At 44.5% G+C, this 11,674-nt stretch carries 11 protein-coding genes; 4 read left to right on the forward strand and 7 right to left on the reverse strand.

Annotation, left to right across the window (positions count from 1 at the left end; all coding sequences use genetic code 11):
* Positions 1-73: 73 nt before the first annotated feature.
* Entirely contained in the window at positions 74-880 is an 807-nt protein-coding gene (locus ACYVD4_RS14725; protein ID WP_460946896.1) for a YdcF family protein, read from the reverse strand.
* A gap of 159 nt (positions 881-1,039) precedes the next feature.
* On the opposite strand from ACYVD4_RS14725, the gene ACYVD4_RS14730 reads away from it, so the two are divergent.
* Positions 1,040-2,515 (forward strand): thioredoxin-like domain-containing protein, encoded by a 1,476-nt coding sequence (locus ACYVD4_RS14730; protein ID WP_460946898.1) that lies wholly within the window; start codon positions 1,040-1,042, stop codon positions 2,513-2,515.
* Between the two features lie 70 nt (positions 2,516-2,585).
* On the opposite strand, the gene ACYVD4_RS14735 is transcribed toward ACYVD4_RS14730, so the two are convergent.
* The 5 genes from ACYVD4_RS14735 to ACYVD4_RS14755 form a co-directional block, all read right to left on the reverse strand.
* Positions 2,586-3,203 carry a hypothetical protein gene (locus ACYVD4_RS14735; protein ID WP_460946900.1) on the reverse strand — a complete coding sequence of 206 codons (618 nt, stop codon included), beginning with the start codon at positions 3,201-3,203 and terminating at the stop codon, positions 2,586-2,588.
* A gap of 246 nt (positions 3,204-3,449) precedes the next feature.
* Entirely contained in the window at positions 3,450-4,751 is a 1,302-nt protein-coding gene (locus ACYVD4_RS14740; protein WP_460946902.1) for an amidohydrolase family protein, read from the reverse strand.
* A 44-nt stretch (positions 4,752-4,795) separates the two neighbouring features.
* Entirely contained in the window at positions 4,796-5,557 is a 762-nt protein-coding gene (map, locus tag ACYVD4_RS14745; RefSeq protein ID WP_460946904.1) for a type I methionyl aminopeptidase, read from the reverse strand.
* Between the two features lie 66 nt (positions 5,558-5,623).
* Complete coding sequence (locus ACYVD4_RS14750; RefSeq protein ID WP_460946906.1) at positions 5,624-6,535, reverse strand: DUF58 domain-containing protein; 912 nt, start codon at positions 6,533-6,535, stop codon at positions 5,624-5,626.
* Positions 6,536-6,691: 156 nt separating this feature from the next.
* Positions 6,692-7,120 (reverse strand): septal ring lytic transglycosylase RlpA family protein, encoded by a 429-nt coding sequence (locus tag ACYVD4_RS14755; RefSeq protein ID WP_460946908.1) that lies wholly within the window; start codon positions 7,118-7,120, stop codon positions 6,692-6,694.
* Positions 7,121-7,395: 275 nt separating this feature from the next.
* Between ACYVD4_RS14755 and ACYVD4_RS14760 the strand changes: the two genes are divergently transcribed.
* Together ACYVD4_RS14760 and ychF are read left to right on the forward strand one after the other, a co-directional pair.
* Complete coding sequence (locus ACYVD4_RS14760) at positions 7,396-7,722, forward strand: DUF3276 family protein (RefSeq protein WP_460946910.1); 327 nt, start codon at positions 7,396-7,398, stop codon at positions 7,720-7,722.
* 264 nt (positions 7,723-7,986) lie between these two features.
* Positions 7,987-9,087: a redox-regulated ATPase YchF gene (ychF, locus tag ACYVD4_RS14765; protein WP_460946912.1), complete on the forward strand. Its 1,101-nt coding sequence runs from the start codon at positions 7,987-7,989 to the stop codon at positions 9,085-9,087.
* Between the two features lie 26 nt (positions 9,088-9,113).
* Here ychF and ACYVD4_RS14770 read toward each other — a convergent pair whose 3' ends face one another.
* Positions 9,114-10,418: a type IX secretion system plug protein gene (locus ACYVD4_RS14770; RefSeq protein ID WP_460946914.1), complete on the reverse strand. Its 1,305-nt coding sequence runs from the start codon at positions 10,416-10,418 to the stop codon at positions 9,114-9,116.
* A 121-nt stretch (positions 10,419-10,539) separates the two neighbouring features.
* On the opposite strand from ACYVD4_RS14770, the gene ACYVD4_RS14775 reads away from it, so the two are divergent.
* Positions 10,540-11,484: a bestrophin family protein gene (locus ACYVD4_RS14775; protein WP_460946916.1), complete on the forward strand. Its 945-nt coding sequence runs from the start codon at positions 10,540-10,542 to the stop codon at positions 11,482-11,484.
* The last annotated feature ends 190 nt before the right edge of the window (positions 11,485-11,674 follow it).

Raw genomic sequence — 11,674 nt, forward strand, 5'->3', positions numbered from 1 at the left:
GAATGATTGAGTGATAGAATGATTGAATAGACTCGCATCAGCAATTTTTATTCTATCACTCAATCATTCAAAATTAAACGTACCCCACCACCCAATATGTAACGTAGCCGACCATTTCCCGAACGAGGTAATATGCATCGAAAAATGGTTCTTCATGCGGAAGCAACCACTCGCCAGGCGAAAATGATCGTCGGTTACTTATAAAGCTGGCGGGAAAAGGAGTTGCTTTAACACCTGCTTTCTGAAAGCAACCCACTGCCCGACGCATGTGCCAGGCCGACGTAACAAGAATACATCGTTCGGTCTGAAACCGTTGCTTCAGCATTTTCGCCGAAAACAGAGCATTCTCGCGGGTATTTACAGACTTATTTTCCAGCACAATATCGCCGGGCGATACACCTGCCGTTTCCAGAAACGTAGCGGTCATTTTCCCTTCATCGCTCACAATTTCGGTCTGGAACGGCAGCGACCCATTGCCGCCACTTATCAGTATTTTTTGCACTACGCCCGTTTTATAAAGAAACAACGCCTGTGCAGCCCGGTCGGCCTCACGACCTAATAGAAATCGATTACTGCTACGTCCTTTTTCAGTGGGAATTTCCTTCCTGGTATTGATCATACCGCCCGTCAGCAAAACTGCTACGTGTACGGTTGAATCATTCTGAGTGTCTGGAACCACCGAAATTGGATATTCCCACCAGAGAGCCAGTTCGTTTGTAAGAAACGGATTGCCAAATAGCCAGAAAATAGCCAGTGCAATACCAATTAGTCGACGGCGGTATTGAGTTTTTTTTAGAAAGAAAGCTAGTAGTAAAGCGGTTATAAGCCAGCCTCCCGGCGTCGACAGGTAAGAAAACGTCTTGGAAAAGAAATAAAACATAGACTAGATCAGGTGTGGCAAGCGTTTTGTAGTCGGTTGTAGTATTTAGTATGGTCTGTTTCAAATTTCAATTTGTTAACGACCCTATTTCAGAACCTGAAACCTGAAACAATACGTACCTTTGTCTTTATTATTCTGTAAAGATACATACCCTCCAGTATGAAAAATCTACTCCTTACTGTTCTATTCTGTTACGTAGTAACCCCGCTCCTATGGGCACAATCGGCCACGGAAGGCTTTAAAATTACGGGGCATATTAAAGGCGTTAAAGACACCACTTGCATACTAGCCCACTACTTTGGCTCTACTCAGTATATTCCGAAAGATACGGCCCGTGTAGACGCCAACGGAAATATGACGTTTGAAGGCAAGAAATCGCTGCCCGAAGGATTGTACATGGTTGTTGCGCCGATTAAAAATCCCTACATCCAGTTTCTGATGACCGACGATCAGCAGTTTTCGTTCGACACCGATACGGCTAATGTTGTTCAGGCAATGAAAGTGACAGGCTCGAAGGACAACGAACAGTTTTACGCTTATCAGCAGGAGTTGGGGAAATTTTACGAGGAAGCTCAGGCTATTAATGCGCAGAAAAAACTACGTAACGATGCTACGTCGACGGCCATGTTTAACAAACAACTGGCCGATTTGCAGAAAAAAGCTAACGATTATCGGACCAAGTTTATCAGTGAAAACCCAAACTCGTTTGCGGTAAAGTTATTTAAGGCTAGTTCCGACCCTGAAGTGCCACCGGCTCCGAAAGCGGCAAACGGTCGGCCCGACTCAACATGGACATTCAATTACTATAAAAAGCACTATTGGGACGACTTCGATTTTGCAGACGAGCGATTTGTTAGAACCCAGCTTTTGCAATCGAAAATTGAGCGTTACATCAAAGAACTGACCGTTCAGGTTCCTGACTCGCTTATTAAAGAGGCCGATTTTCTGGTGAATAAAGCCATTGCAGGCAAAAATAAAGAGGTTAAATATTACACCATTTATTACATCACGAGCCAGTATGAACAGCCCAAAGTAATGGGTACCGACGGTCTGTTCGTACACATGTTTGAGAAGTATTATCTGACAGGCGTAATGACCGTTTCGGACTCATCGACGCTAAAAAACATCGGCGAACGGGTTGCTACGTTAAAACCAAATCTGGTGGGCAAAACGCTGGTAACGCCCGTTGTGAGTGATACGCTACGTCGCCCGATCAACCTTCAGGCACTTAAGAGCGATTACACGGTTTATGTTTTTTATTCGCCAACCTGCGGACATTGCCGCGAAAGCGCACCTAAGCTTCAGAAATTTACCGATGCTTATAAAGGCAAAGGCATCGACGTAGTGGCTATTTCGATAGATCAGAGCCCGGAAGAATGGAAAAAATTCATCAAGGAATTTAAATTGAAAAACGCCATCAACGGATACGACTACTCGTATCGCACTGACTTCCGGCACAAATACGATGTCTGGACTACACCCACTACGTATATTCTGGATAAGAATAAAAAAATCATTGCCCGTAAACTACCTGTTGAGCAAATCGAAGACTTTATTTTATTCCACAAACGACAAAACGCAACGGCCAAACCAGCAACCGCTCCGGTCAACGCAAAGGCCAGCGTAAAGAAGTAGAAAACAACAAGAAGCCTCAAAACGATAAGTTTTGAGGCTTCTTCATTATAAGTACACTTAGCCAGTAATCTCAAAGTCTATACCCTGCGCTAAATCCTAAAGAAAACAAAGTGCCAAGTAAGCTAGCACTTGCATCAGGTGTTAGAAAGTTAGTAGCCACTCCAGTTCTGACGCCTAAAACTAATTTATCTGTGATTCTATATTCATAATCAGCTTTAAGGTTTAAGCCAAAATTGAATTCGCCACTGTAGTGTCTCGAAAACGTAATCTTTTCAATTTGCTGTCCATTAACAATTGCTGACAAATCAGTAACTCTTCCATTTCGCTGATGCCAAATTCCCGGCCCTGCTCCAATTCTCAACGTATTTCTATTAGTACTAATTAAATTGTATAAGAAAGTTAAATCTACGCCTATTCGCTGAGAACGATTCCCTTTGTAGTAATAGTTATATGGCGAAAACTGCTCCCTGCGATAATAATTTATATAACCCAGACTTACTTCTGAATCCCATCGGCTCAGTTTGATCTGTCTACTTTTAATTAATGAATATCTTATCGCATTCGACTGCATAACATTACTAGAACTAGCTTCAATGGCGATTCGGACCGACTCTACAGGTTTCTGTAACTGAGCAACTGTATTCTCAGATACTATGCAAAACAAAAGGATAAGGATAGCATTTTTCATCGCTCAATCAATAAAGTGTGTGCCCTACTCTATTACATTAACGCATCAAGTATACAGTAATTAATTTTATAAATACAAATTCTTATCTATAAAAATATAGAAATACCACATAGTAGTAGAGGGATCTGTCTGATTGAAAATCAGACAGATCCCTCTACTACTAGTTTCGACTAAAATATATCGACTTATGAAAAGGCCTTGTTCTCGCTTTTTTATGGAATCAAACTGAAACTTTACGACCTAGTTCTATGGATTATAGACTACTTTTCCTTCCCGAATTACCGCTTTTACATCAAAAAGAGCTGTACTAAAATTTTTCTCTAAATCACCGCCAAAAGCGACCAGATTCGCTTTCATTCCTTTCTTAATACTCCCTACATTAGACGAAATACCCAGAACTTTAGCTGCGTTATACGTACCAAAACGGATTACGTCGGCCACAGGTATGTCTGCTTCCTGATAGCCGAGCAATACGCTGGTCGCTCCTTTTCCCCGTTCAATTCCGTTGATATCATTATAATAGTCAGACCCGGCCACAATCATAACTCCGTGCTGAACGGCCCTTCTCAGGCGATCATGGAAAGCATTTAAACTACTATTCAGATAATCTTCAGCTTCTTTACCACGCATCCCAATACCTTCTACCAGTATCTTCCCCTGTTGTCGTGACACATCCGTTGGAACCAGATAAACGTTACGTTTGGCCATCAGGGTTAACGTACTATCGGATAAGCTGTAACCATGTTCGATTCCATCGACGCCAGCCAGAACAGCATCCCGAGCCGATTCATCAAACGTAGCGTGGGCAGTTACCGGAACTCCCTTTTCATGAGCCGTTTTAACAATTGCTTTGATTTCTTCGGGAGCAAGCACTCCCTTGTCGGTGTTCATGCACACCTTTATTACGTTTACTCCTTGCTTTACATGTTCCAGCACAGCGTTACGTGCATCATCGGCTCCCCGAATCACTCTGTATTCCTGATCGATAACAAAACTATCGGCTGGAAACAATTTTCCGAACTGGCCACCCGGCGGGCTTAGAATGGGGCCAGAAGCATATAGTTCGGGCCCAAGTGCTACGTCGGAAGCCAGTTTTTTCTGCAACTGAATATCCAGAAACTGACCCGAGTTTCCGACATCGCGAACGGTGGTGATACCGGCTTCCAAATTCTGCCGGGCAAAGACAAGTGCCTGTCTCATGCGTTCCTCAGCAGCAACTTTAGACGCATCTTCCAGCCCTGTTTTAGTTTGCTTCTGACTAATCAGTAAATGCGTATGTGCGTCAATTAAACCCGGCGTTATGGTATGCTGGCTGAGGTCTAGAACAACTGCCCCTTTAGGTCGGGATAGTTTTGTACCAACATCCGTAATGATACCATTTTGAATAACGATTTCCTGATTCTTTAGAAATACGTTCTTTTCACTGTCATACAGCTTACCCGCTCGAATGAAAATCGGCTTTTGATTTTGCGATTGGGCGTATAACGTTGAGGCAAGACAGAATAAAACCAGAACTCCAGTAAAAAACTTTGTACTACGTAATTGCATGATATGATCATCTCAGCTTTGTCTACGTAGTAAAGCAGAAACGGTTAATTCCATAATTGGTTGGCTGCCGTCAGAATGATAGGTTTCTGATCGGTAACAACAATCGTGTGCTCATGCTGCACAGCAAAACTATCTTTAGCAATCAGTGTCCAGCCATCGCCCTTAGGATGCGCAAACGTAGCTTTGGTCGATATAAACGTTTCGATTGCCACTACCGAATTCTTCCGAAACCGAGCCTTGTTCGTTTTATCGTAATAACACAGAATTTCGTGCGGTTCTTCATGTAAGCTCCGACCTACGCCATGCCCCGCCAGATTTTTAATGACCCGATAACCAGACCGTTTCGCTTCGGTTTCAATTAGTAGGCCAATATCCGCGATACGTACTCCACCCCTAATCTGACTAATGGCTTTCGCCAGAATACGCTTCGAAGCTTCTACCAAATCACTATGCTTATGTATATCCTTACCAACAATAAAAGAACCGCCATTATCTGCCCAATAGCCATCCAACTCGGCCGATACGTCGATATTGATCAGATCACCTTCCTGAATAATACGTCGCGCCGAAGGAATGCCGTGACAGACTTCGTCATTCAGGCTAATACATGTCCAGCCCGGAAAACCATAGGTAAGTTTAGGTGCTGATTTGGCCCCGTTTTTCTCCAAAAGATGCTTTCCAAACAGGTCTAATTCGAGAGTCGACATACCGGGCTTGGCGTATTCCTGCATACGTTTAAGCGTTGAGCCAACAATCTGGCTGATACGTTGCATTCCCAGCAGTTCTTCCTGTGATTTTAGCGACATAATTTTAGGTCAAAAAAGGTGTGTACAAAAATTGACACGTTTATTAGTTCGAGCTAATCCAATCGATTACTTCATCTTCGTTCGCTTCACCAGATAAGCGGTCAGAATCTGGTCGAAACCCTGTGCAATGTCGGCTTCGATAAAGTCGATTTTGTATTGGCCGCAACGCATTTTCAACTCCTGAAAATACGATTTCACCGCCTGTTGATACGTTTCCCGCACCTGTCCGGGCTGGAGTTTTACTTTTTCACCGGTTTCAAGGTCGATGAATTCGTACGGGCGTTCGTCGAATGCAAATTCTTCTTCGGTTTTTTTATCCGTTACGTGGAAAACTAATACTTCGTGCAAATTGTGCCGCAAATGCTGTAAAGCCGAAAATAGCGCATCTGCTTTCTCAGAATTGTCGAACATATCGCTAAAAATTACAACCAGCGACCGCTTGTTGATTTTCTCTGCAACTTGGTGAATCACATCAGCAGCCGATGTTCGACGTAGCGGTTTTGGCTGCTGCATGAGCAGGTCTAACTGCGTAAATAACTTGTGCACATGCGATGGCGTGGATTTCACTGGCGTCTGCACATCGATGGTATCCGCAAAGGTTGTCAGACTCACCGCATCTTTCTGACGCTGAAGCATATACGCCAGACAAGCAGCCGCCATAACGCTGAATGTCATCTTACCATAGTTGGCTTCCGGATAATACATCGACGACGACGTATCGATCAGCAGATGGCAGCGTAAGTTCGTTTCTTCTTCGTACCGTTTTACAAACAGTTTTTCGGTTTTCCCGTATACTTTCCAGTCGATATGTCGCGTTGTTTCGCCGGTATTATAAAGCCGGTGCTCGGCAAATTCGACGGAAAAACCGTGGAAAGGTGATTTATGAAGACCTGTGATAAAGCCTTCGACCAGTTGACGGGCCAGAAACTCTACGTTGCCAAACGAACGTACCTGACCCAGATTAAGGGATTGCTTCATATAAAGAGCGAAAGAGTGAAAATGTCGCAACAGCAATTCGCCCTTTCGCTTTTTCACTCTTTGTATAGATAACGCAAAAAACGCACCGTTCGACATTTTCGGCAGGAATTGCACAACAAAATGTCAAACGGTGCGCGGGTTAGTTAGAAAGTCAGCCTACAAAACAGGTTGCAGCATGGGCTGATAGTCAATAGGATTGGCGAAAGGTGCAAGCGCTAGAGCCTGACCTTTACCAACAACCCGAAGCGATACGTTAGCGATTCCTTTCGAAACCATGCCAAGTGCTTCGGCGGCTGCATGAGTCAGATCAATAATACGTCCCTTCGAGAAAGGGCCTCGATCATTGATTCGTACAATTACTGACCGTTGGTTGTCGAGGTTTGTTACTTCAACCAACGTATTGAGTGGGAAATGACGGTGAGCCCCTGCCAGAACTTCGGCACTAACGCGCTCGCCATATGCGGTCTTACGACCATTGAACTTCTTGGAATAAAAAGACGCTTTGCCTTTCTGTATGAGGCCAGGAATGGCCTCCGCCGTTTTTATGTTGCTGAAAAACAACATAAGAGACACGATTAAACTCATACAGCTCTTGGTTACGTGAAAAAAAATAGACGGAGAGTACGCTAAAAGAACCTTCTGCATACCGCCCGCCCCCAAAAAGTGCAATTCCTGAAAAACAAATATATGATAACCTTATCTAATAACCAAGCTTTTACGCCAAAATCTGTAGAATAACTTCTACAGAAACACTATAGTTTTGAGGTAAAACTACCCCAAAATATATTTATACACTTTCTTTTTGTTCTTTCACTAATGCCCGTACTTTAGCAGTTGAGAATTGCTAAACCAATTTAACTGTGGACGAAAGAGACCGGGAGAAAATCTATTCAAGACGCGTTCGGGCCGGAAAACGGACTTATTTTTTTGACGTTAAATCAACCCGAACCAACGACTATTACCTGACCATTACCGAAAGCAGACGCCATCCGCAAGGTGACGGATTCGTGTACGAAAAACATAAAATGTTTCTCTACAAAGAGGATTTCGACAAATTCGTAGAAGCATTACAGGAAACAGTTAGTCACGTGAAATCAGAACTTATGCCTGATGTAGACTTCGCTCAGTTCGCTCACCGCGAACGCGATGAACAGGACGATTTTGCCAGCGAACTGAAATGGGAATAAACTACAACTAACGAGTTACTAGTTACTGAATGATCTAGACTTTACTTCATTATTCTTTTCGCGAACTCACCGAATGGCATCTCCATTCCCACTAGCCTTTGGCACTATGCCGAAGGCTTTTTTTGCGGTCCGCCGTTGGGGTTGTATTTTTACAGAAAAACTAAAGAGTGAAAGAGCGAAAGGGTGAAAGAACGGTCCGCCGTAGCGGTGAAAGCCATCCGGCAAATTCGCTCTTTCGTTCTTTCACTCTTTCGCATTTAAACTATGGGTTTACAATGTGGAATCGTGGGTTTACCAAACGTAGGTAAATCGACGCTGTTTAATGCTATTTCGAGCGGCAAGGCTGAAGCAGCCAATTATCCGTTCTGTACGATAGAACCGAATGTGGGCGTAGTAACGGTGCCCGACGAACGGTTGAACTCTCTTGAAGAACTGGTGAAACCGCAGAAGGTCGTACCAACCATTATCGAGTTTGTCGATATTGCTGGGCTGGTGAAAGGTGCCAGTCAAGGCGCAGGGTTGGGCAATAAATTTCTGGCAAACATTCGTGAGGTCGATGCTATTGTCCACGTAATACGTTGCTTCGAAGACGACAACATCGTGCACGTAGAAGGTCAAGTTAATCCGGTATCAGATAAGGAAATTATCGACGCTGAATTGCAGTTGAAAGATCTTGAATCGGTCGATAAAAAAATTCAGCGTATCGCTAAAGCTGCTCAGGTGGGTGATGCCAAAGCAAAGGCTGAACTTGCTACGTTAAAGCTCTATAAAACCGCTCTTGAAGCTGGCAAAAGCGCCCGTACAGTTCAGGTATCGCCCGAAGAACAGGAAGCCGCCATTGGCGATATTGCCTTGTTGACGATCAAACCGGTTATCTACGTAGCAAACGTCGATGAAGGCTCTCTACCCAACGGAAACGCTTATTCCGATACGCTTCGGGAAGCTGTGAAAGACGAAGGTGCCGAAGTGATTATCATCAGCGCCAGCATCGAATCGCAGATTTCCGAGATGGAAGATCCTGAAGAACGGGAGCTATTTCTAAGTGAATACAGCCTGACCGAATCGGGACTTAGCAAACTGATCAAAGCGTCGTACAAACTCCTCGGCCTTATTACGTATTTCACCGCTGGTGTTAAAGAAGTTCGCGCCTGGACAATTCACCGGGGCTGGAAAGCACCACAGGCAGCAGGCGTTATCCACTCCGATTTCGAGAAGAAATTCATTCGGGCGCAGGTGATGAAATTGCCTGACTTTCAGCAATTCAAAACGGAGTCAGCCGTTCGCGATGCGGGTAAACTAGCTGTTGAAGGAAAAGAATACGTAGTACAGGACGGCGACATCATGGAATTCCTGCATGGAGCATAGTAACAAACAAACGTAACGCGGCCGTACTACTTGCGTTTATTCAAGCCGAACCGCCGGTACGCGATCAATTGATCAGCACGCGAAGCGGGTGGGCGGTGATAAACGAATACTTCATAATCATTCTCGGTCGATGAGTAACTACCTTCAATGTAGTTCTCATCGACTTTTGGTTTCGGATCGGTTGTCTGAACTATGTAGTCATAATTGTAAATACCCTGTTTCAGCATAATTGATGCCCGATATGCGTTCAGGATCGGATCATAAGTCATCAGATTACGCTCGTTACGCTCCCATAAATTAAACGCGCCATTCACATAAACTGCTACGTTCGGAACTTCGGGAATACGTAGCGTAAATACCGTTTCAATGTAATCGCCATACGTAGCGCCATCGCCCGTTTCACGATGGTCGATGACAAACATGCCATTAAAATCATCACTTTGCAAGTAAGCCCCTTTGCTACGTGGCTGATCGACCTGTACATACGCAATATTTCGATCAGCAGGTCGGTCGATACGTTCGATGTAGTTAGCGCGGGAGAGAACAGTTCGCGTATCGAAAAACCGAAATTCATTACCGCCCGGCATAGTATTACTTAAATCAATAAGTCGGTAATCCAGCACCTGATCAAAGGCCTGCACATTGGTTGGCCGAAGCCCACGGATTTCGCGATCGTCACGATAATTCTGACGTATCACAACCTTAAAATCATCCTGTGGTGAAATCACCTGATACCCTTTATACGTAATCGTAAAGTCGATTTGCTGGTCGATAAACTGCCGGTCAGGGGCCGATGAAAAATGTGCTCCAGCACCTACATTTACCCGATTCTGATACGTCATAAACCGACGGGTAAAGGCGATGTTATTCCGATTGCGTTCGTCATAAACCACCAATACGTAGTTACCCGGTAATTTCACCCGTGGCAATGTGAACCGATAGTGATAATAGGGAACTTTCGTATTGATCGCAATCTGGTACTCGGTAATCGGATTATCGTTGTATTCGTATGTAAACTCGATATCACTCAAAACAGAGCGCTGCCAATCGGCGTTGCAATGAATGAATCGGGCACGAAACGATCGGTAGTTGGTTGTTAGCTCATCGAATTCAAGCTGAAGCGGCACCTGTTCATCGAGCGAGATTACGGGTGGGTTCAACGTACGGGTTGGGTCGTTTGGATTCGCGTTGAGTTGCGGATACAGTAGCACGGTCTGCACCTTTGGGTCATAAATATGATCGATGTTCGGAAGCTGTTGCGATTGCGCTACCGAAAACGTAACAGAGATCCAGAAAAACAGAAACGCAAATAGACTGGCCGAAACACGCATGAAATCTGAATTTTAACGTACTGAAACGGCTACATAACGTAGCGGAACCAGCACAAGTATACAAGCTATAAGAAAGAAACGTTGCTAATTTTGTCAAAAGCTTTCTCAATCAGACTCATTTATGGTCAATTATAACCCGAAAGAGTGGTTTCGGTTTCTGATAACATTCAACCGGGCTGACACTGTCCGTCAGTTAACGCCTGCCTTACTTGGCATTGGATTTTACTCGTTTATCATTGTTCACGTTATAGAACTGCTTGATTTAAGCGAGAATCCGCACCTGAAGAATTTCTCGTTCATGCACACGCTGCTGAGCTTTGTAATTTCGATGCTGCTCGTGTTTCGTACCAATACAGCTTATGATCGCTGGTGGGAAGGGCGGAAGTTATGGGGTAGTTTGGTGAATAACACCCGGAATATGGCCCTGAAGATAGACCAGTTACTGGGTACAGCAAATACCGAAGATCGGGCATTTTTCCGGGCCATGATTCCCAATTTCGCCTTTGCGCTCAAAAATCATCTGCGCGGAAAACCCGTTGAACCTGAGTTTACCGAATCCACCACGTTTGGTTTGAAAAATCTGCGGATGAACGAACACGTACCACAGCAGATTGCAATGGCTATTTTCGGAAAACTTCACGAACTTCAACGGCGTGACGTTCTTATTCCGGAGCATCTGGTGATTCTGAACCCCGAGATTGATTCGCTGATGGACGTTTGTGGAGCCTGTGAACGAATAAAAAATACACCTATTCCATTTTCGTATAGCTCGTTCATCAAGAAATTTATCACCATGTATTGCCTGACGTTGCCGCTTGGTTATATATCGTCACTGCATTATCTGGTGATACCGCTCGTCATTTTCGTCTTCTACGTACTGGCCAGTCTGGAAGTGATTGCGGAAGAAATTGAGAATCCTTTCGGGAACGACGCCAACGACCTTCCGCTCGACACCATCTGCAAAGGCATTCACAAAACCGTCACCCAATCGTTCGATCACATGCTCACTTTCGAACAGGCCGAACCAACCGGAACTCCCCAAAAAGGCTTCCGTTACGACGGTTAAAAAGGAGTTATAGGGTTGTAGAGTTAACGTGAATAATGGGCGCCGAAGTAACCCCACCCTAAATCCCTCCCCCGTAGGGAGACGGTCGGCCGCTGCCGGACTTCAAAAAGTGACAAGTAAAGTCCCTCCCTACGGGGGAGGGATTTAGGGTGGGGTAATAAAGTTGGCTTTAACGAATTGAGGTCGGGTT

The organism is Spirosoma daeguense, assembly GCF_054776875.1.

What these genes read in the sequence shown, in the direction of transcription:
- ACYVD4_RS14770 (WP_460946914.1), bottom strand. Translation starts at nt 10,418, where the DNA reads ATGCGTGTTTCGGCCAGTCTATTTGCGTTTCTGTTTTTCTGGATCTCT.
- map (WP_460946904.1), bottom strand. Translation starts at nt 5,557, where the DNA reads ATGTCGCTAAAATCACAGGAAGAACTGCTGGGAATGCAACGTATCAGC.
- ACYVD4_RS14740 (WP_460946902.1), bottom strand. Translation starts at nt 4,751, where the DNA reads ATGCAATTACGTAGTACAAAGTTTTTTACTGGAGTTCTGGTTTTATTC.
- ACYVD4_RS14735 (WP_460946900.1), bottom strand. Translation starts at nt 3,203, where the DNA reads ATGAAAAATGCTATCCTTATCCTTTTGTTTTGCATAGTATCTGAGAAT.
- ACYVD4_RS14750 (WP_460946906.1), bottom strand. Translation starts at nt 6,535, where the DNA reads ATGAAGCAATCCCTTAATCTGGGTCAGGTACGTTCGTTTGGCAACGTA.
- ychF (WP_460946912.1), top strand. Translation starts at nt 7,987, where the DNA reads ATGGGTTTACAATGTGGAATCGTGGGTTTACCAAACGTAGGTAAATCG.
- ACYVD4_RS14775 (WP_460946916.1), top strand. Translation starts at nt 10,540, where the DNA reads ATGGTCAATTATAACCCGAAAGAGTGGTTTCGGTTTCTGATAACATTC.
- ACYVD4_RS14730 (WP_460946898.1), top strand. Translation starts at nt 1,040, where the DNA reads ATGAAAAATCTACTCCTTACTGTTCTATTCTGTTACGTAGTAACCCCG.
- ACYVD4_RS14725 (WP_460946896.1), bottom strand. Translation starts at nt 880, where the DNA reads ATGTTTTATTTCTTTTCCAAGACGTTTTCTTACCTGTCGACGCCGGGA.
- ACYVD4_RS14755 (WP_460946908.1), bottom strand. Translation starts at nt 7,120, where the DNA reads ATGAGTTTAATCGTGTCTCTTATGTTGTTTTTCAGCAACATAAAAACG.